The organism is Pseudomonas mandelii (assembly GCF_900106065.1).
Classification (GTDB): domain Bacteria; phylum Pseudomonadota; class Gammaproteobacteria; order Pseudomonadales; family Pseudomonadaceae; genus Aquipseudomonas; species Aquipseudomonas mandelii.
Map to the genome: position 1 here is coordinate 6,328,663 of NZ_LT629796.1, position 18,579 is coordinate 6,347,241.

Below are 18,579 nucleotides of genomic sequence, written 5' to 3' on the forward strand. Positions count from 1 at the left end.
CAACACATGGGTTTTCTCGCCGGTAAGCGCGTACTGATCGTCGGTGTCGCCAGCAAGCTGTCCATCGCATCCGGCATCGCTGCCGCCATGCATCGCGAGGGCGCTGAGCTTGCCTTCACTTATCAGAACGACAAACTCAAGGGTCGTGTCGAAGAGTTCGCACAAAGCTGGGGTTCCAACCCTGACCTGTGCTTCCCGTGCGACGTGGCCAGCGATGAAGAAATCGCCAAGGTTTTCGTTGAGCTGAGCAAGAAGTGGGACGGACTGGATTGCATCGTGCACTCCGTCGGCTTCGCCCCGGGCGACCAACTGGACGGCGACTTCACCGAAGCCACCACCCGTGAAGGTTTCCGCATCGCTCACGACATCAGCGCCTATAGCTTCGTGGCCCTGGCCAAAGCTGGCCGCGAAATGATGAAAGGCCGCAATGGCAGCCTGCTGACCCTGTCGTACCTGGGTGCCGAGCGCACCATGCCGAACTACAACGTAATGGGCATGGCCAAGGCTTCGCTGGAAGCCGGCGTGCGTTACCTGGCCGGCTCCCTGGGCCCGGACGGCACCCGCGTCAACTGCGTATCGGCTGGTCCGATCCGCACCCTCGCCGCTTCCGGCATCAAGAACTTCCGCAAGATGCTGGCCGCCAACGAAGCGCAAACCCCGCTGCGTCGTAACGTCACCATCGACGAAGTCGGCAACGCCGGCGCCTTCCTGTGCTCGGACCTGGCGTCCGGCATCAGCGGCGAAATCATGTACGTAGACGGCGGCTTCAACACCACCGCCATGGGCAACATCGAAGAGTGATCTTCGGTTAGCCATGAAAAAACCCGCCTCGTCTGGCGGGTTTTTTATGCCTGCATTATCAATGCCCGACGCAAATCCCCTGTGGGAGCCTGCTCGCGATTGCGGTCTGACATTCAGTATTGATGTTGACTGACACACTGCAATCGCGAGCAGGCTCGCTCCCACAAGGATTTGTGGCTTGCGTGGTCGTAAAGACGCTATCAGCTCAGGATACCCAAGACTTTCGGACCTTGAGCTTCACTTGAGTCCAGATTAACCGCGAGGATGAGTCGATTGCCGGTGCGCTGGACAATAATGTCATTCACCCGGCCAGCTTGCTGTCGAACCACCCCAGAATCACCGAAAGAAGTGTCTAGCTCACCGCCCTCGGTGGTACGCAGCCAGTACAGGTTTTGCACAGGAAAATTCTCACTCCCTGCGACCACGATTTTTTTATCCGGCTGTACGGTGATGGTCGGGATGTTTATAAAGCCGGAACCCAGATCAACCACCAACGGCGCTCCGTTGTTAAAGGTCTTATCCGAGGTGCCATCACCCAATACTCGTTGCACGGAAACATAACGGTTGCCATCGTTATTAATCGACGTGACAGCGGCGATGATTATCTTGTCATCATCCACCACCATCGAGCCAAAACCAGCGTAGCTTTTGTCTTCCCAAAATCCGTCAATGCCGAAGGTTTTGTTCAACGTGCCGTCTCGGTTGTAGCAAGCCAAGACCGCGTTCGGCACTGATGTGCCTGATGCCGGGCGGTCAACAATCCCAAACACAACGATGCGCCCGTCTGACAGGACGCCGATACTATGAATCGTTGTAATCGGCCCCTTGAATCTGACTTCAAATCCAGTGTCGGGATGACCTTGGTCATCCAGGGTGTATACCCTACCTGCCGAATCGATAGTTGTGCCCTCGCTGTCCGCCAATTGGTAACTTGCGGCCACTAACACATGGTTGTCAGCAGTGAGGCATCCCGTAGGTCCGAATGTCTGCAAACCCTGCTCCGGAGGGACGGGGTCTACGGGTAAAGGCAGCATTTTTGTGCCAAAGACTAAATCAGGACTTCCTCCCTCGTTGAATCGCGTGATCGCAGCCTGCCGGATAAAGGGCTCATTACCCGAGTTACCAATCAAGAGGAATTTGCCGTCTCTTCGAGCAAGTAAACGTGTGACACTTTCGAATTGGCCTTTGGCGAAGTCCCACGCGAACGGTTGGAAGGTCGGATCGGAAGTGCCATCAGCCATGGCCCGATAAACCCATGAGACACGGCCTGTTTGAGCCACGTAAAGAAGTTTGCCGGCAGATGTTTCAACGACACACTGAGACGAACCTTGGGGAATATTGATCATACCGTTGTCAGCAAATCCCACATCCAGGTCACCTGGTGCTTGCTGCGTGTTGGCTTGCGCTGTCATGCCGTTATCCTCCTGAAGTAAGGGCTCCATGCAATCAGGGGAATGCCAACAAACATCCATCCCGACAGCCAGATCCGTTTGACAGCGCCACCCTAATGCGAAAGCCGACACGCATATCACTGTCATAAATAACAGTCTTACTGTCTTCAAGAGCCAAAATTCATTCTTTACAGCACATACACTGCACGCCTGCGTTAGCCAGGAGGTTGCGTCAGGCACTTGGCAAACAACAGCTGGATCGGCTGCGTGCGTTGGCTGTAGCGCTGCAACAAGACAATCTCCCGATAAAACGTCAGCTCGCCCAGCGCGATGATCCTGACCTTCGCCCCATGTTCAAGCCATAACCCGGCCTCGGGCAGCAGTGAAACACCAAACCCGCATTCAACCATTTTCACGATGGCTTCCAGCTCATCCATCTCCATCGCCACGTGCACATCAATCTGCTGCTCACGCAAAAATCGCGTAATCAGGCGCCCTCCGAATGAGTTACGGTCGTACCGCACGTGCGGCTGGCTCGCGAGGATCTGCAGCGGGTCATCGCCCTCAAGATCCATCGGCACGATCAATACAAACGGTTCCCGGCGAATCACCTGCGCCGACAGCTCCTTGGGCAGTTCGAAGGGCGGCTTGATCAATATCGCCAGATCCACCTCACCCGTATCGACCTGACTCAGCAGGCTCAACGACACGCCCGGCACCAGTTTCGGTTCCAGCAGCGGTGCCTGCTCCCTCAAGCGCAAAAATGCCTGAGGCAACAATCCGGTCTGGACCGTGGCCACCGCACCGATTTTCAACTCGCCACGGTACTCGCTGACGTCCTCACTGACGGCCATCCGGTTAAACGTGTCGAGGATCTGCTGCGCCATCGGCAATGCCCGTTGCCCTGCGGCATTCAGAATCGCCTGTCGCCCGGTGCGATCGAACAGGCGGATGCCCAGCGCCTTTTCCAGGTTGCGCATCTGCGCACTGACCGCCGACTGCGTCAGACCGATGTGCATGCCGGCGGCGGCGAATGTGCCGTAGCGTGTGACGGCGACGAAGGTTTTCAATTCGCGCAGCATTGGACTTCTCGATTGATCGAAATAATTTGAGCTCGACGCAAAAACTATCGTCTTTCAATCAAAAATCATAGCGCTAAACTCAGCCTCATCTCCTGACAATCCGAGGCGAATCCGATGCAACTCTCCCCTTTTCACTTGGCTGTACCGGTTTACGATCTGGCCGCTGCCCGGCGTTTCTATGGCGAAGTCTTCGGTCTTGAAGAAGGCCGTTCCAGCGAGCATTGGGTCGACTTCAACTTTTTCGGCCATCAACTGGTGATACACCTGGCACCGAAAAACGCTTCACAGGAAGCGGCGCACACCAATGCCGTGGACGGTCATGACGTACCGGTGCCGCATTTCGGTGTGGTGCTGGGGATGGCGGAATGGGAGGCGCTGGCCGAGCGTTTGAAAGGCCTTGGGACACGCTTCGTGATCGAGCCAGGCATCCGCTTTCAGGGATTGGTGGGCGAGCAGTCCACGATGTTTCTCTTCGACCCTTGCGGCAACGCGTTGGAGTTCAAGGCATTTAAAAACATCAGCCAGTTGTTCGCCAAATGAACCGCCCAGCCCTTGACGCGACCACCCTCAGTGAAGCGGTAGTCAATGGCGATACGACCGCTGCCGCCATCGCCGAATCCTTTCTTGAGTGCATTCAGGCGCGGGAGCCGGAGATTCAGGCGTTCGTCTCGTTCGACGACCGGCAGGTGCGTGCCGATGCTGCGCAGATCACCGGGCGCGGCCTGCTGGCCGGCGTCCCCGTCGGCATCAAGGACATCTTCGACACGGCCGCCTACCCCACGCAATTCTTCTCGCCCATCTACGCCGACCATCAACCGTCCCGGGATGCCCACGTCGTGACACTGCTGCGCCAGGCCGGGGCGCTGATCATGGGCAAGACCCACACCACCGAATTTGCCTACATGCACACTGGCCCGACCCGAAATCCTCACGATCTCGCTCGCACGCCGGGCAGCTCCAGCGCGGGTTCGGCGGCGGGGATGGCAGCGGGTTTCTTTGCGGTGGCGCTGGGCACCCAGACGGCTGGCTCGCTGCTCAAGCCGGCGTCCTATTGCGGCCTCTTCGCCTACAAACCGTCCCTGGGACTGGTGTCGCTGGAAGGTGTAAAGCCGCTGGCGCCGAGCTTCGACACCGTGGGCTGGTATGGACGATCGGTGCGCGATCTGCACCTTGTGGCGCGGGTGTTGATTCCCGGTTTTGTAGTGCCTGACGTCGAGCGGCGTCCATTGCGGCTGGGTTTCTGCCGCACCTCACGCTGGGATCAGGTGGACGCCGATGTGGCCTGCGCTCTGGAGCAGGCCACGGATCAGTTGCGCAGCGCCGGCCATTATGTGAGCGAACTGGAACTGCCCGATGAGTTTGCCGCAGTGTTCGACGACCATCAGCTGATCAACGATTGCGAAGGTGCCCGCTCGCTGGCCAAGGAATTCCAACGCCATCGTGCTCAACTCAGCCCATCGACACTGGCCATGTTCGAGCGAGCGGCGGCAACAACCTGGGAGCAGGAATCCGCTGCCAAGGCGCGCCTGGCCACCCTTGCGCCCCGTTTGAATGAGCTTTGCCAACCGTTCGACGCCATGCTCGGCGCCTCCTGCGGGATGGTCGCGCCGATGGGCCTGGAAAGCACCGGACCGTCGGATTTCATCAAGTTCTGGGGGGCGTTTGGCTGGCCGCAGGTGAACGTACCGCTGGTGCGCGCCCACCCCATGTTGCCGGTCGGGCTACAGATCATCGGGAAGTTCAGGGACGATGGCCGGCTGTTGCGAACGGCCGCCTACGTTGCCGCAGCGTTGCAAGGCGCCGCTCAGCACTGATCCGTGTCGTGCATCGCCTTATCGGCCAGGGTCAACACGTCTTCCGCTGTCGGGTTTAGCCGAGCATCAAACTCGACCTGGCCAATGCTGAAGTGAATGGCAAAACTGCGATTCGCCGTGGCATTGCGCTCGGCGAGTATTTCTTCGAGCCGGGCCTTGATCGCGGACAGCTCGACAACGCTTGCACCCGTCAACAGGGCGATAAACTCATCGTTGCCCAGTCGACCAATCACATCGCTTTCGCGAAAGGCGATACGCAGCACGTCAGCGAAGGTCTTCAGGGCGTGATCACCCTCGGCGCGCCCGTACAGATAGTTGATTCGCTTGAAGTTATCGAGGTCGAAAAACAGCAGCGTCGCCGGCAGCCCCAGTTGCTGGCAGGCGTCCATCCCCTGTTGGGCCAGCGCTGTAAAACCGTGGCGGTTGGGCAGCAGCGTCAACTCGTCCATGCTCGCCATCTGCACGCCCATCAGTTCTTGCTCGGCCTTGCGGGCCAGGTCACACAGCAGCTCACGCTCCTGCAGTGGCGAACGTAACGGGTCTGTACAAGCACCGCGCTTGACCGGTTTGCCTGGGATCAGCATGACTCACTCCATTGGCGGGTATGTACTTTAGAGTCGTGCATACCCGGTTTGACTCCCTGTTAACGGACCGCCGGTCAACTGCCCTGCACCGGACACGGGCCTCCAGCGGCCGCCCACAGCTTGAATTGGGTGACGAAAATGTCGTGCGGCACCGGCACCGGCGCCCTTCCCTCACCCGGATTCCAGCCCCAGAGCACCAGTTTGTCCTCGGTGACGTGCTTGATCAGGGCCGCGAAATCACGGTCACCATTACTGGAGCGATCCTTGATCATCGCGCACAACTGGTCGGCCGGCAGCCCGATCCAGGCCATCTTGTGCGCCTCGGGCGGCAAGCTCCAGTGCGGCGCCCCCGGTGGCGTATGCGGCCCGTAGCTGGCGGGCGGATTGGCCTCGGCGTGACAGGTCGCGCAGGGCAAACCCGCTGCGCCCTTGCCGTCCATCCCGCGCACTACGCTCATGGCGTGGGGGATGCCTGCATCGAACTGCAACGGCGAATCGCCCGGGATATGACAGTTCTGGCAACGCGGACTTTGAAAGACCTTCTGCACCGTATCAAACGCCTTGATGGCTTCCTTATCGTCAGCAAACAGGTGCTCGGCATAGCTGGCCAAGCCGATCAACACCACCGTCCCCAGAATCAGATGTCGTCTCATCTCACACCCCCGACAGTTGCAACGGCAGTTCCCGCAAGCGCTGCCCGGTCAGGGCGAACACCGCGTTGGCCACTGCCGGCGCCGTGGGTGGGACGCCGGCTTCGCCAATACCGCCGGACCGTTCAGTGCTTGGCACGATATGCACTTCGACCACCGGCATTTCGTTGAGCCGCAGCACCTGATAGTCGTGGTAATTGGATTGCACCACCTGACCGTCCTTGAACGTCAGTTTGCTGTGCAAGGTAAAGCCGAGGCCGAAGGTGATGCAGGACTCCATCTGCGCCGCGATGCTCATCGGGTTGACCGCAATCCCGCAGTCCACCGCGCACACCACCCGGTGCACGCGGATTTTCAGGTCGTCCTGGGACACCTCAGCGACCTGCGCGACGTAACTGCCGAAAGACTCATGCACCGCCACACCCAAGGCATGGCCGTCCGGCAGTTCCGCCTTCCAGTTGGCTTTTTCGACGGCGAGGTTCAACACGCCCAAATGTCGCGGATGCGCCTTGAGCAAGGTTCGTCGGTAATCCACCGGATCCTTGCCAGCCGCCTCCGCCAGTTCATCAATCAACGACTCCATGACAAACGCCGTGTGGCTGTGCCCCACCGAACGCAGCCACAACACGCTGATGCCGGTAGTCGGCGAGTGCAGTTCCACCTGGTGATTGGCCAGGTCTTCAAGGTACGGGCTGTCGGCAACGCCTTCGACCGAGGTCTTGTCGATACCGTCCTTGACCATCGTCGCCTCCATCATGGTGCCGGCCATGATCGACTGACCGACCATCACATGCTTCCAGGCCACGGGCATGCCGCCAGCATCCAGGCCGATTCGTGCCTGATGCAGGAACGCCGAGCGGTAATAACCGCCGCGGACGTCATCCTCCCGGGACCAGACGGTTTTCACCGGCCCGCCTGCCGCCTTGGCGACCTGCACGGCTTCAGCGACAAAGTCCGAGGTCGGATTGGCCCTGCGACCGAAGCCGCCGCCGAGGAATTCGGTGTGGATTTCAACCTGCTCGGGTTTGAGCCCGGTGATCTTGCCCGCGATCATTTGATCCAGGGTCTGGAACTGCGTGCCTGTCCAGATCTCGCACTTGTCCTTGCTGATTTTCACCGTGCAATTGAGCGGCTCCATCGGCGCATGGGCCAGGTACGGCACGCTGTATTCGACATCGACGGTCTTGGCCGCCTTGCCCAGCGCGGCGGTGGTATCCCCGGCCTTGCTGGCCGAGGCGCCAGGCGTGGTCGCGAGTTTGCGGAAGCTTTCCAGCAATTTCTGGCTGTCGAGGCCGGCATTCGGCCCCAGGTCCCACTCGACCTTCAGCGCATCACGCCCCAGCTTCGCCGCCCAGTAATGGTCGGCAATCACCGCCACGCCGGTGGGCACCTGCACCACTTTATGCACGCCCGGCACGGCCAGCGCTTCGGCGCCTTCGAAAGATTTGACGCTGCCGCCAAACACGGGTGAGCGGGCGACCATGGCGGTCATCAAGCCCTCGAATTGCACGTCCATGCCGAACTTGGCCCGGCCGGTGATTTTGTCCGGGGTGTCCAGGCGCTTGGTGGGTTTGCCGATCAGTTTCCAGTCCTTGGCCTCTTTGAACTTGATCGAAGCCGGATCCGGCACCGGCAGCTTGCCGGCGTCGTCCGCCAGTTCGCCGTAGGTCGCGCGATTGTCGCCGGCAATGACCACACCTGACTCGGTGTGAATCGCCGAGGGCGCGACGTTGAAACGCTTGGCGGCCGCGTCAACCAGCATCAGACGCGCTGCCGCGCCGGCCTGCCGATAGCGATCGAACTCCATCCATGTCGAAGTCGAGCCGCCGGTGATCTGCATTCCGCCGAAACCCGCCATGCCGTAGTCAGCCGCCGAGGCGGGTGAATGTTCGACGCGGATTTTCGACCAGTCGGCGTCCAGCTCTTCTGCGATCAGCATGGTGAGGCCGGTCCAGATGCCCTGACCCATTTCCGAGTGGCCGAGCAGTACGGTGACGACGTTGTCGTTGCCGATCCGTAAAAACGCATTGGGCGCAAACACGTTGCCTTCATTCTCCGCCCCCACGGCAAAGCGATGGGCGCCGGGAATGACGAACGCCACCACCAGACCTCCGCCCAACAGCGCGCTGCCCTTGAGAAAACCGCGACGTGACACCGGGTTGATGCTGTTCATGTTCAGACTCCCTTCAACGTGGCATCAACCGATCTCGGCGGCGCGTTTGACCGCGGCGCGGATCCTTGGGTAGGTGCCGCAGCGGCAGATATTGCCGGAGAGCGCCTGATCGATGTCGCTGTCGGTGGGTTTGGGGATTTTCGCCAGCAGCGCGGCGGCGGACATGATTTGCCCGGACTGGCAGTAACCGCACTGCACCACGTCGAGTTCGGCCCAGGCTTGCTGCACTGGGTGCGAACCGTCAGTGGACAGGCCTTCGATGGTGAGGATTTTTTGCCCGTGGGCCACCGCGGTGGCGGGCGTGATGCACGAGCGCAGCGGCGCGCCGTCGACGTGCACGGTGCAGGCGCCACACTGGGCCATGCCGCAACCGAATTTGGTCCCGGTCAGGTGCGCGACATCGCGCAGGACCCAGAGCAGCGGCATGTCCGCGGGGACATCCAACTCCTGATCCTTGCCGTTGATATTCAGGGTCAGCATTGCGAATTTCCTCAGACTCACGGTGTTCTGAAGGGGCGTCGCTGTGACACGGAATGCCTACACGCGCCTCCGGTTATCCCTACAGCTAAGCGCAAAATGCCGGGCGAGACCGGTTCATCGACCACCGGTCAAAAAAAGGCCACCTTGATGGGTGGCCTTGGAATGAGGTTTTGTAGTGATGGCGCTTGGGCGGCTAGCGGGCTTTTGTGCCTGGTGGGCATTTGTGGCGAGGGAGCTTGCTCCCGCTCGGCGGCGAAGCCTCGCAAAACCAGCTAACACGGTTTTTCTGATGTACCGGGTTTGGAGGGCTTGGGGCCGCTTCGCAGCCCAGCGGGAGCAAGCTCCCTCGCCACAGCAGCTCCCTGGCCACAAAGATTGCGATCAGTAGTCGGTGGACACCGACACCTCGCGCCACGTCTGCAATTCATCAGCGACGAAGGCGTTCTTGGCTTCGATCGCCGCGACGCAATCACTGCCCATCGGCAAGCGCAGCGGTGCCTTTTTCGCTTCCACCAGGATAATCATGGCCTGGGCGAGCTTGTCCGGGTCGCCCGGCTGGTTCAGGGTCACGGCCTTGGCAATTTTGCGCACCTCACCCGCCGTACTGTCGTAGTCGGCAATCGTCGACGGGGATTCGACCAGGGAGTTGCCCTCGAGGAATTCGGTCCGGAAATATCCAGGCTCAACCACGGTGACTTTGACGCCCACAGGTGCCAACTCGGCGTGCAACGCCTCGCTCAGGCCTTCGACGGCAAACTTGGTCGAGCAATAGACGCCAAACCCCGGCCCCGACGCGTAACCCCCCACCGAAGACAGGTTGATCACATGCCCACTGCGGGCGGCGCGCATGTATGGCAACACGGCCCGAGTGATGTTCAGCAAACCGAAGACGTTGGTTTCGTACACGCGGCGCACTTCATCGGCGCTGGCTTCTTCCACCGCGCCCAGCAAACCAAAGCCGGCGTTGTTGACCAACACATCGATGCGCCCGAAATGCTCGATGGCGGCCTTGGCGACCGCAATGCCTTGCGCTTCGTTGGTGACATCCAGGGACACGGCGAGCAACGCGGGTTGAGTGCCGAAACGTTGGGTGACGCTGTTGGCATCACGGGCGGTGGCCACCACGGCGTCGCCATTGGCCAGTGCAGCGGCCGCGATCTTGGCGCCGATACCACGGGAAGCGCCAGTGATGAGCCAGACACGTTTGAAGGTGTGGGAAGTGGTCATGAATCGAGTTCCTTGTTCGGGTTGGGGTGAGCACAAGGTACGCAGGAAGATTGGTCTGAAAAATGCCCTCGTGTTACAAGCACTATGAAACTGTCTTTCATAATGGCGCCGATATGAATCACGATCCTTTCGATGGCTTGACCGAGTTTCTGGCGGTGGCCGAGCACAAAAGCTTCACCCTCGCCGCCACCCGGTTGGCGGTGACGCCCACGGCGGTCAGCCACGCGATCAAACTGCTCGAGCGGCGCACCGGCGTGTTGCTGTTCCAGCGCACTACGCGCCGGGTGGCGTTGACCGAGGCTGGCGCCAGCCTGTTCGCCCGCTTGCGTCCGGCGGCCAGTGAAATCGACGAAGCCCTGGCGGTGCTCAGCGGTTTTCGCGACCAACCGATGGGCACGTTGCGCATCACCGCGCCACGCCTGTCCGGCGCCTTGTTGATCGAGCCGCTGATGCCGCTGTTTCGCCAGGCTTATCCGCAGGTCGGCCTCGACATTTCATTGGACGACGCCACAGTCGACTTGATGGAAAGCGGTTTCGATGCCGGGATCCGGCTGGGAGAGTCCATCGAGAAAGACATGATCGCCGTGCGCCTGACACCGGACCTGCAATGGTCGGTGGTGGGTTCGCCAGCGTACTTCGCCAAGGCCGGCAAACCGCTCAGCCCGGAAGAACTGACCCGGCATGCGTGCATCGGCTTCCGCTTCGCCAGCTCCGGCAGCGCGCATCGCTGGGAGTTTCGCCGCGACGGGCGAGACTTCACGGTGGGCGTCGAGAGTGGCGTGCTCGTCAATGATCGCAAGCTACTGATCAGCGCCGCCCGAAACGGGCTCGGATTAGCTTACGCCTGCAACCTGGAGATCATCGACGAGCTGGCGAACGGTCAGCTGGAGCGAGTGCTGCAGCCGTTTGTGCCGCTGAGTTCGGGGTTGTACCTGTACTTCCCCAGCCGTACCCAGACTCAACCGAAACTGCGCGCCTTCATCGACATGGCCACGCAGTGGATCGCTGATCGCGGCGGCCTCGGGCATTAGAGTCTCGGCCTCAACAGGATGGCGGTGTAGTGCATGAGAAACAGGCCGAAAGCGCCGCTCCACAACAGCGCCGAGAGCCCAGCCCCCACCCGGAAAACGGTACCGGAAACACCCGGCTCGCACCGGCGATCGCCAGAAAGAAGGGTCGAACGCCGAGACTGAAAAGGGGGGCAGCGGCGAGTCTGCGCATCAAGTCACAGCCCTGACCAAACCTTTACTCAACCGATGCTGGGCCAGCAGGCGCATCACGTAGCCGATCTTGAGCAAGGTCGGCCCGACGATGGTCATGGCATGCATCATCACCAGCGCCACGATTGGCACATGGCCGCCGTAGAGATACGCGCCGTAGATGCCCGCCAAAAGCAGTGCCAGACCCGCGCCCAGCACGCGACTCGACAGGTTCAGAACGTTCTGAGGATTGTTGAAGAACTCGAACATTTTTCCGTACTCCTGAAGCAGTTCAGTTGTACGTTTTACGTATCAAGTCTCGTGCCAGTTTTTTAATCCTTACAAATCAGCGCCCTGAAGCCATATGAGTCATAACGACCATCCCCGCCAATGGTCTATATGACTCACACAGGTGTCATTTTGACTCATTCGCACACCAGGACCTGAGGGTAAATGTCGATCTACGGTCCAGCCAATCGACTACAAGCTGGCTACGCTGATAATCCAGCATGAATCACCCGTAGAGGAGCTTCATCATGCAACGCGTGCAAAAACTGACGCCCTGCCTCTGGTTCGACAATCAGGCCGAAGAGGCAGCGAAGTTTTACTGTTCGATCTTCGATCATTCGAAAATCACCGCCATCACTCACTACGGCAAGGCCGGCCAGGAGGTTCATGGCATGCCCGAAGGCTCTGTGATGACGGTCAGCTTCGAACTCGACGGGCAGCCCATGACAGGCCTCAATGGCGGCCCGGCGTTCACGTTCAGCGAAGCGATTTCGTTTCAGGTCAACTGCCAGACCCAGGAAGAAGTCGACTATTTCTGGGGCTCGCTTTCCGCCCATCCGCAGAACGAGCAGTGCGGTTGGGTCAAGGACAAGTTCGGCTTGTCCTGGCAGATCGTGCCGGTCGCCATGATGGACATGCTCAAAGACCCCGACACGAAGAAATCCCAACGCGCCATGCAAGCCATGATGCAGATGAAAAAGCTCGACATTGCCGCGTTGCGACGAGCCTTTGACGGCGAGAGCTAATACACTCCGTTGCTGGCCTGCCGAGGACATTGACGATGAAGCACACCTTTGCCAAAGACGCTGACACAGCACCCCGTTTCTGGCGAGACGATGCCCTGCCCTTCATCGAGGCCCGTTCCATCGCCGACGGCCGCGAGGTCTGCTACACCAGGCATTCCCACGAGCACTTTTCCATCGGCGCGATCACCGCCGGGCGCAGTACTTACCTTCATGAGCAAGCGCAGTTCCAGGTCAGCGCCGGCACCGTGGTGTTGATGAACCCTGATGATGTCCATGCCTGCAATCCGATCGACGACCAGCCGTGGTCATACTTGATGCTGTACGTCGAAACGCCTTGGCTGACCGATTTGCAGCGTCAGCTCGGCTTCAGCCAGGACTCCGCCTTCAGGCGGTTTTCCGTCACCCACACCCGCGATGGCAACCTGTTCGACGGCCTCAACAGCTTGTACGAAATACTGGTTGATCCCTGGCAGGACGTGTTGTGCAAACACAGTGCAGCGGTGGAGTTTTTTACCGATGTGCAACAGCGGCTAAACCCGGTCGATCAAGCGTTGCGCGAACCCAATTTCAAGCTGGAACGGGCCGCCGACTACATTCGTGACAACTGTACACACCCACTCAAGCTCGAGGATATTTGCGACGCGGCTCAACTGTCTCCGTCCTACCTGATTCGCGCCTTCAAGCACCATTACGGCATGACGCCCCATGCCTTTCTGGTCAACCGGCGTATCCAGTTCGCCCGTGATCAACTGCGCAATGGCAAGTTGATTGCGGAGGTAGCACTGGAAGCGGGATTTGCCGATCAGGCGCATTTCCAGCGGGTATTCAAACAGCATCTGGCAGCGACACCGGGACAGTATCGAGGCTAAGCACACCATTGATAAAAAATGAGTTCAGTTTGCTGCCCGGTCTCGATTGAGGTGAGTGACCCGGGGGCTAGGAAACCAGCAGATACACGGCACTCGCCCCCAGCAATAGCGCCATGACGCGGTTAAACAAGCGCATGCCTGCAGGGTTATTCAGATAACCCTGCAGGAAAGTTCCGGCATACGCCCAGCACCCCACCGACACGTAGCAAATCACCAGATACACCGCTGCAAACTGCCAGACCAACCGCGCCTCGCCGTCCGCGACGAAGGCGCCCATGCCCGCCACACACGCCAGCCAGGCTTTCGGGTTAAGCCATTGCATCACCGCGCCATACAGCATCGACGGTGCCCGGCGCGACTCTTTGGCGTCGATGCGACCATCGTCTGCCGCAAGCTTCCAGGCCATGAACAACAAAAACGCCACGCCCGCCAGTTGCACCACCTGTGTCAGCGCGGGCCAGATGCGCAACACCTCATGCAGCCCCAGGCCCATCAACACCAGCAATAACACAAAGCCCAACGTGGCCCCGGCCACATGCCGCTGACTGGCGCGAAAGCCGAACTGCGCCCCCGAACTCAACGCGACAATGTTGACCGGACCCGGCGTTATCGACGCCACCAGGGCAAATGTGGCCATGGAGATAATCAGACTCATCGCACACCTTCTTCAATTCAGGAAAACCAGCGCCCAAGGTACTGAGCGCCCTGCCCTGCGTATTGAAGAAAACTGCCTAATCATCCTCATGCAACTTGATGCCCCGAGCGTGCAGCAGATGGGGCACGATCAACACCAATAGGGTCAGCGCGAGGAACGACGCGGCGATAGGTTGCGTCAGAAAGATCATCCAGTCACCTTCGCTGATGGACAACGCGTTGCGCAGCTGTTTTTCGGCCATCGGCCCCAGCAGCATGCCCACGATCACCGGCGCGACAGGGAAATCGAAGCGCCGCATCAGCACCCCGCCCCAACCGATTGCCAGCATCAGCAGCAAGTCGAACGAAGAGTGGCGCATGCCGTATACACCAATGGTGGCGAACACCAGAATGCCGGCGTTCAGGTACGGTCGGGGAATCTGCAACAATTTGACCCACAACCCCACCAACGGCAGGTTCAACACCAGCAGGATGACGTTGCCGATGTAGAGCGAGGCGACAAGGGTCCAGACCAGATCACCCGAGGTCTGGAACAGCATCGGCCCCGGTTGCAGGTTGTAGTTCTGGAACGCGGCCAACAGGATTGCAGCCGTGGCGGAAGTCGGAATGCCCAGCGTCAGCAGCGGCACCAGGGAACCGGTCGCGCTGGCATTGTTGGCGGCCTCGGGGCCGGCAACGCCTTCGATGGCACCCTCGCCCTTGCTGCCTGCAAACTCTTTGGGAAACTTGCTCAGTTTGCGTTCGGCCGAATAGGACAAGAAGGTCGGGATTTCAGCGCCACCGGCTGGAATGGAGCCGAAAGGAAAACCGATCAGAGTGCCCCGCAGCCAGGCGGGAATCGAGCGCTTCCAGTCGGCGCGCGTCATCCACAAAGACGTCAACCGGTGCCGACCGGACGCTTCTTCTTTTTGATACAGCAAGCTGTACAGCGCCTCGCCCACGGCAAACAAACCGACTGCCACGAGCACGACTTCAATGCCATCCACCAACTCCGGCACGCCCAGGGTGTAGCGGGCAATGCCCGAGGTCGAATCCAGGCCGATCAAGCCAATCGTCAAGCCAATCCCCAGCGAGACGAAACCCCGCAGCATCGAAGCGCCGAGTACTGCCGACACCGTCGTGAAGGACAGCACCAGAATCGCAAAATACTCCGCCGGACCAAACTTCAGCGCCAACGTGGCAACGATGGGCGCAAACAAGGTGAGCAGGACCGTCGCGATGGTGCCGGCGACAAACGACCCGATAGCCGCCGTCGCCAGGGCCGGCCCTGCCCGTCCGTTTCGGGCCATGAGGTTGCCTTCCAGGGCCGTGACCATGGACGACGATTCCCCGGGGGTATTGAGCAGGATGGACGTGGTCGAGCCGCCGAACTGAGCGCCGTAATAGATCCCGGCGAACATGATCAGCGCCCCGGTGGGGTCGACCTTGGCCGTGATCGGCAACAGCAGCGCAACGGTCAGTGCCGGTCCGATCCCCGGCAAGACACCGATGGCCGTGCCGAGCAGGCAGCCGATGAATCCCCACATCAGATTGATCGGGGTCAGCGCGGCGGCGAAACCGATGGCCAGGCTTGAGAGAATATCCACCGTGCTTTACCTCCTCAGATCCAGGCGTTGATCAGGGGCGGAAGGGACACGCCGAGCCCGGCGTTGAACAGCCAGTAAATCGGCAGCGTCAGGGCAATGCCGATGGCGAGGTCGCGCACCGGGCGACGACTGCCAAACCCCCGGGCCGAACAGGCGAACAACAACCCCGCCGACAGCACGAACCCGATGAGGTTGATCAGCACTGCCACGCCCACCAGGCCCGCGGTCACCCAGGCAGCCCCGAGTTTGCCGCCGGGCAGCGCCTTGGCAGACTCGTCTTCGTGATCGGCCAATTCGCGAAAACCACCGGTGACGGCCTGATAACACAGCAACAGACCGACCACACCGAGGAACACCGCTAATGCGTAGGGATAGACGTGAGCGCCAAGGATGACGAAACCCATTTCCTCAGGAAAGCGGTTGGCGCCGAGCGCCAACACTGTACTGATGGCGACCACACCGAGGCCGATCGCCAGTTGCACCGGCAGGATTCTACGAGTCGGGTTCATTTCGCAATCAACCCGACCTCGACCAGCATCGCGCGCAGCCGCACGTGTTCTTCGTCGACGAATTTGCCGAACTCATCGCCGGTCAGAAGGTTGGGCGCCCATTTATTGGTCTCGACATTGGCTTTCCAGCCATCGCTGGCGGCGGCGGCCAGCACGGCGTCCGTCACTTCCTTGCGCTGCTCGGGTGTGAGGCCCGCGGCACCGTAAACACCGCGCCAGTTGCCGATGATCACGTCGTAGCCATTCTCTTTGAGCGTTGGCGCGTCGATGCCAGCAATGCGCTCGGGCGCGCCGATGGCGAGCACCCGGAACTGGCCGTTGCGGATGTATTGGCCCAGTTCGGCATAACCTCCGGTGATCACCTTGATCTGGCCTCCGAGTACCTGCGCCACCACTTCGCCCCCACCCGCGAACGCCACGTAGTTCACCTTGTTAACGGGGATTCCCATTTTTCCGGCCAGGTCGGCGATCCCGATGTGATCAATCGACCCCTTGGAACCTCCGCCCCACGTGATGCTGGAGGGTTTGTCCTTGAAGGCTTTGAGCAAGTCCTCCAGGGTTTTGAACTCGGACTCCTTGCGTACGGCAATGACGTTGTATTCGGTGAACAGCCGGGCAATCGGTGTCACGTCCTTCAAGGTGATTTGCGGTTTGTTCTGTTCAATACCTGCGACCATGATCGCCCCGACCACCAGCAGCGCATTCGGGTCGCCCTTGGTGCTGTTGGCAAATTGCGCCAGCCCGAGCGTACCGCCAGCGCCACCCTTGTTCTCGAAGGTGACGGATTTGGCCGCCTTGGCCTCGACCAGGGCTTTGCCCAGATCCCGTGCGGTCTGGTCATAGCCGCCACCGACCGAGCCAGGGGCCATGAACTTGACGGTGTCCAGCGCAAACGCCGGTGCCGCGAGCGCGGCAGCGGTGACGGCAATTGCCATGAAGCGGCTTGATCGACGGAGCAAGGCAAGCATAGGGACTCTCCCGATATTATTTTTGTGGGGTGCCGATTGAATCGCGCTCAGGAGCAAACCCTGCTCTCTGAACATGCGTCTGTGAACAAGCGTAGGTCATGGTTGTGGTTATGGGTGTGTGGCTAGCGAAGTGATCACACCCGGGCAATGACTTCGCTACGTGTACGCCCCGACCACCCGCTTCACTTTCTCCAGTGCCACGGCAAGTGCGCCCAAATCCACCGAACCCAGCGCCAGGCGGATTGCGTGGGGCACATGGACAGAAGTCGCAAACGGTTCGGCGGTCGAGACCGCCACCTGCTCGCGCATCAATGCCATGGCAATCTGGTCGGCCCGTGCGTCTTCCGACAAGGGCAGCCAGATAAAGTAGGAGGATGGATGGCGCACGAAGTGCAGGCCGGCCAGGTGCTGATCGGCTACGGCCTGGCGGGCCTGTGCGTCTGCACGTTTTTGCGCTTCGAGCTGGCTGACGGTGCCGTCATCGATCCACGCACACGCAATCGCCGTCATCACCCCGGGGGTATTCCAGGTAGTCGCCCTGATCGTGCGCTCCAGTGCGGGCACGGTTTGCAGGGGCGCAGCGACGAATCCGACGCGCAGGCCGGTGGCGACGCTCTTGGAAAAGCCTGAAACGTACACCGTTCTTTCGGGGGCCAGTTGCGCGAGCGGCGGCAGCGAGTCTTCGGCCAGGAACGCGTAGGCAGCGTCCTCGATGATGTGCAGGTCATGCTGGCGCGCAATCGCCACCAGGCGTTCACGCTGATCGGCGGCCATCACCCATCCCAGCGGATTGTGCAGCGTCGGCATGGTGTAGACGGCTCGCACCGATCGGCTCCGGCAGAGCTTTTCCAGCGCCTCCAGATCCGGCCCGGTGTCGGTCCCGGGAATGGGCACGACTTCCAGATGCAGCGTTTCAGCCAGCACCTTGAACCCTGGATAGGTCAAGGCGTCGGCCGCGATCACGTCACCCGGTTGCAGCAGCGCCATCAACGCCACCGTCAAACCATGCTGCGCGCCACTGACGAGCAATACCTGCTCGGCCTGTACCGTCAGCCCGCGCACCTCCAGATGGCGCGCGACCGATGCCCGCTCGTGCAGGCGCCCCGCGTGCGGTTGATAGCGCAGATGGGATTCCAGGTCACCGGACAATGCGAGCTGACGCAAGGCATTGCGCAGCAGATCGGCCTGCCCCGGTACCGAGGGATAGTTGAAGTTGAGGTCGATCATCCCCGCCGCCACGCTGGGCTGATGAATGCCCAGGCTGGGCGGCAGCGAAGTCTCCCGGACGAAAGTCCCGCGCCCCGTTTCGCCACTGACGAGGCCCATGGCCTCCAGCTCTGCATAGACCCGGCTGGCAGTGACCAAGGCCAAACCATGGCTGGCGGCGAGCAAACGATGAGTCGGCAGGCGCGTACCGGGCGGCAAACGCCCTGAGCGGATATCGGCTGCGAAGGCGTCCACCAGCGACTTGTACCGAGAGCGAGGCATAGGGAAATGTATCCATGACAATTTTTTGATTGTATCGATAGTCGGTCATACGATGCGCTGAACGCAACCC

General features: G+C 60.5%; 19 protein-coding genes. 6 read left to right on the forward strand and 13 right to left on the reverse strand.

The features are described from left to right. The first annotated feature begins 6 nt into the window (after nucleotides 1-6). Nucleotides 7-801, forward strand: a complete 795-nt coding sequence (gene fabI / locus BLU63_RS29210) for an enoyl-ACP reductase FabI (protein ID WP_010459780.1) — start codon at nucleotides 7-9, stop codon at nucleotides 799-801. Nucleotides 802-1,001: 200 nt separating this feature from the next. On the opposite strand, the gene BLU63_RS29215 is transcribed toward fabI, so the two are convergent. Both BLU63_RS29215 and BLU63_RS29220 read right to left on the reverse strand, forming a co-directional pair. Further along, a complete protein-coding gene (locus BLU63_RS29215) occupies nucleotides 1,002-2,213 on the reverse strand; it encodes an NHL repeat-containing protein (protein ID WP_083377315.1) in 1,212 nt (403 codons plus the stop codon). A 194-nt stretch (nucleotides 2,214-2,407) separates the two neighbouring features. Continuing rightward, entirely contained in the window at nucleotides 2,408-3,274 is an 867-nt protein-coding gene (locus BLU63_RS29220) for a LysR family transcriptional regulator (protein WP_083376903.1), read from the reverse strand. A 114-nt stretch (nucleotides 3,275-3,388) separates the two neighbouring features. Between BLU63_RS29220 and BLU63_RS29225 the strand changes: the two genes are divergently transcribed. After that, the gene (locus tag BLU63_RS29225; RefSeq protein WP_010459775.1) at nucleotides 3,389-3,814 is read left to right on the forward strand and encodes a VOC family protein; all 426 of its coding nucleotides are present in this window, start codon (nucleotides 3,389-3,391) and stop codon (nucleotides 3,812-3,814) included. Further along, nucleotides 3,811-5,088 (forward strand): amidase, encoded by a 1,278-nt coding sequence (locus BLU63_RS29230; RefSeq protein ID WP_083376904.1) that lies wholly within the window; start codon nucleotides 3,811-3,813, stop codon nucleotides 5,086-5,088. The genes BLU63_RS29225 and BLU63_RS29230 overlap by 4 nt, the downstream gene beginning before the upstream one ends. On the opposite strand, the gene BLU63_RS29235 is transcribed toward BLU63_RS29230, so the two are convergent. The 5 genes from BLU63_RS29235 to BLU63_RS29255 all read right to left on the reverse strand — a co-directional run bounded on the left by BLU63_RS29235 (nucleotide 5,079) and on the right by BLU63_RS29255 (nucleotide 10,202). Further along, nucleotides 5,079-5,672: a GGDEF domain-containing protein gene (locus tag BLU63_RS29235; protein ID WP_083376905.1), complete on the reverse strand. Its 594-nt coding sequence runs from the start codon at nucleotides 5,670-5,672 to the stop codon at nucleotides 5,079-5,081. The two genes, BLU63_RS29230 and BLU63_RS29235, sit on opposite strands and share 10 nt — an antisense overlap. Nucleotides 5,673-5,746: 74 nt before the next feature. Further along, nucleotides 5,747-6,325: a hypothetical protein gene (locus BLU63_RS29240; protein ID WP_083376906.1), complete on the reverse strand. Its 579-nt coding sequence runs from the start codon at nucleotides 6,323-6,325 to the stop codon at nucleotides 5,747-5,749. 1 nt (nucleotide 6,326) lies between these two features. Further along, nucleotides 6,327-8,495 (reverse strand): xanthine dehydrogenase family protein molybdopterin-binding subunit, encoded by a 2,169-nt coding sequence (locus BLU63_RS29245; protein ID WP_083376907.1) that lies wholly within the window; start codon nucleotides 8,493-8,495, stop codon nucleotides 6,327-6,329. Between the two features lie 24 nt (nucleotides 8,496-8,519). After that, nucleotides 8,520-8,975: a (2Fe-2S)-binding protein gene (locus tag BLU63_RS29250; protein WP_010459764.1), complete on the reverse strand. Its 456-nt coding sequence runs from the start codon at nucleotides 8,973-8,975 to the stop codon at nucleotides 8,520-8,522. A 381-nt stretch (nucleotides 8,976-9,356) separates the two neighbouring features. Then, on the reverse strand, nucleotides 9,357-10,202 hold the full coding sequence (locus tag BLU63_RS29255; protein ID WP_083376908.1) for an oxidoreductase: 846 nt from the start codon (nucleotides 10,200-10,202) through the stop codon (nucleotides 9,357-9,359). A 113-nt stretch (nucleotides 10,203-10,315) separates the two neighbouring features. On the opposite strand from BLU63_RS29255, the gene BLU63_RS29260 reads away from it, so the two are divergent. Next, complete coding sequence (locus tag BLU63_RS29260) at nucleotides 10,316-11,233, forward strand: LysR family transcriptional regulator (RefSeq protein WP_083376909.1); 918 nt, start codon at nucleotides 10,316-10,318, stop codon at nucleotides 11,231-11,233. Between the two features lie 189 nt (nucleotides 11,234-11,422). On the opposite strand, the gene BLU63_RS29265 is transcribed toward BLU63_RS29260, so the two are convergent. Next, nucleotides 11,423-11,671: a transmembrane sensor/regulator PpyR gene (locus BLU63_RS29265; protein WP_083376910.1), complete on the reverse strand. Its 249-nt coding sequence runs from the start codon at nucleotides 11,669-11,671 to the stop codon at nucleotides 11,423-11,425. Between the two features lie 266 nt (nucleotides 11,672-11,937). On the opposite strand from BLU63_RS29265, the gene BLU63_RS29270 reads away from it, so the two are divergent. Together BLU63_RS29270 and BLU63_RS29275 are read left to right on the forward strand one after the other, a co-directional pair. Further along, nucleotides 11,938-12,435, forward strand: coding sequence for a VOC family protein (locus BLU63_RS29270; RefSeq protein ID WP_083376911.1), 498 nt, complete (start codon nucleotides 11,938-11,940; stop codon nucleotides 12,433-12,435). A 35-nt stretch (nucleotides 12,436-12,470) separates the two neighbouring features. Then, entirely contained in the window at nucleotides 12,471-13,304 is an 834-nt protein-coding gene (locus BLU63_RS29275; protein ID WP_010459752.1) for an AraC family transcriptional regulator, read from the forward strand. 67 nt (nucleotides 13,305-13,371) lie between these two features. Here the strand turns inward: BLU63_RS29275 and BLU63_RS29280 are convergent, their stop codons facing one another. From BLU63_RS29280 to BLU63_RS29300, 5 genes are all read right to left on the reverse strand, one after another. Further along, nucleotides 13,372-13,959: a LysE family translocator gene (locus tag BLU63_RS29280; protein ID WP_010459750.1), complete on the reverse strand. Its 588-nt coding sequence runs from the start codon at nucleotides 13,957-13,959 to the stop codon at nucleotides 13,372-13,374. Between the two features lie 76 nt (nucleotides 13,960-14,035). Then, the gene (locus tag BLU63_RS29285) at nucleotides 14,036-15,544 is read right to left on the reverse strand and encodes a tripartite tricarboxylate transporter permease (protein ID WP_010459748.1); all 1,509 of its coding nucleotides are present in this window, start codon (nucleotides 15,542-15,544) and stop codon (nucleotides 14,036-14,038) included. A gap of 14 nt (nucleotides 15,545-15,558) precedes the next feature. Continuing rightward, nucleotides 15,559-16,053 (reverse strand): tripartite tricarboxylate transporter TctB family protein, encoded by a 495-nt coding sequence (locus BLU63_RS29290; RefSeq protein WP_077750510.1) that lies wholly within the window; start codon nucleotides 16,051-16,053, stop codon nucleotides 15,559-15,561. Continuing rightward, nucleotides 16,050-17,021, reverse strand: a complete 972-nt coding sequence (locus tag BLU63_RS29295; RefSeq protein ID WP_083376912.1) for a tripartite tricarboxylate transporter substrate binding protein — start codon at nucleotides 17,019-17,021, stop codon at nucleotides 16,050-16,052. Before BLU63_RS29295 ends, BLU63_RS29290 begins: the two co-directional genes overlap by 4 nt. Before the next feature lie 156 nt (nucleotides 17,022-17,177). Next, complete coding sequence (locus BLU63_RS29300) at nucleotides 17,178-18,509, reverse strand: aminotransferase-like domain-containing protein (RefSeq protein WP_010459742.1); 1,332 nt, start codon at nucleotides 18,507-18,509, stop codon at nucleotides 17,178-17,180. Nucleotides 18,510-18,579: the final 70 nt, after the last annotated feature.

What these genes read in the sequence shown, in the direction of transcription:
- BLU63_RS29290 (WP_077750510.1), bottom strand. Translation starts at nt 16,053, where the DNA reads ATGAACCCGACTCGTAGAATCCTGCCGGTGCAACTGGCGATCGGCCTC.
- BLU63_RS29295 (WP_083376912.1), bottom strand. Translation starts at nt 17,021, where the DNA reads ATGCTTGCCTTGCTCCGTCGATCAAGCCGCTTCATGGCAATTGCCGTC.
- BLU63_RS29300 (WP_010459742.1), bottom strand. Translation starts at nt 18,509, where the DNA reads ATGCCTCGCTCTCGGTACAAGTCGCTGGTGGACGCCTTCGCAGCCGAT.
- BLU63_RS29275 (WP_010459752.1), top strand. Translation starts at nt 12,471, where the DNA reads ATGAAGCACACCTTTGCCAAAGACGCTGACACAGCACCCCGTTTCTGG.
- BLU63_RS29215 (WP_083377315.1), bottom strand. Translation starts at nt 2,213, where the DNA reads ATGACAGCGCAAGCCAACACGCAGCAAGCACCAGGTGACCTGGATGTG.
- BLU63_RS29255 (WP_083376908.1), bottom strand. Translation starts at nt 10,202, where the DNA reads ATGACCACTTCCCACACCTTCAAACGTGTCTGGCTCATCACTGGCGCT.
- fabI (WP_010459780.1), top strand. Translation starts at nt 7, where the DNA reads ATGGGTTTTCTCGCCGGTAAGCGCGTACTGATCGTCGGTGTCGCCAGC.
- BLU63_RS29245 (WP_083376907.1), bottom strand. Translation starts at nt 8,495, where the DNA reads ATGAACAGCATCAACCCGGTGTCACGTCGCGGTTTTCTCAAGGGCAGC.
- BLU63_RS29235 (WP_083376905.1), bottom strand. Translation starts at nt 5,672, where the DNA reads ATGCTGATCCCAGGCAAACCGGTCAAGCGCGGTGCTTGTACAGACCCG.
- BLU63_RS29240 (WP_083376906.1), bottom strand. Translation starts at nt 6,325, where the DNA reads ATGAGACGACATCTGATTCTGGGGACGGTGGTGTTGATCGGCTTGGCC.
- BLU63_RS29220 (WP_083376903.1), bottom strand. Translation starts at nt 3,274, where the DNA reads ATGCTGCGCGAATTGAAAACCTTCGTCGCCGTCACACGCTACGGCACA.
- BLU63_RS29250 (WP_010459764.1), bottom strand. Translation starts at nt 8,975, where the DNA reads ATGCTGACCCTGAATATCAACGGCAAGGATCAGGAGTTGGATGTCCCC.
- BLU63_RS29270 (WP_083376911.1), top strand. Translation starts at nt 11,938, where the DNA reads ATGCAACGCGTGCAAAAACTGACGCCCTGCCTCTGGTTCGACAATCAG.
- BLU63_RS29265 (WP_083376910.1), bottom strand. Translation starts at nt 11,671, where the DNA reads ATGTTCGAGTTCTTCAACAATCCTCAGAACGTTCTGAACCTGTCGAGT.
- BLU63_RS29280 (WP_010459750.1), bottom strand. Translation starts at nt 13,959, where the DNA reads ATGAGTCTGATTATCTCCATGGCCACATTTGCCCTGGTGGCGTCGATA.
- BLU63_RS29225 (WP_010459775.1), top strand. Translation starts at nt 3,389, where the DNA reads ATGCAACTCTCCCCTTTTCACTTGGCTGTACCGGTTTACGATCTGGCC.
- BLU63_RS29260 (WP_083376909.1), top strand. Translation starts at nt 10,316, where the DNA reads ATGAATCACGATCCTTTCGATGGCTTGACCGAGTTTCTGGCGGTGGCC.
- BLU63_RS29230 (WP_083376904.1), top strand. Translation starts at nt 3,811, where the DNA reads ATGAACCGCCCAGCCCTTGACGCGACCACCCTCAGTGAAGCGGTAGTC.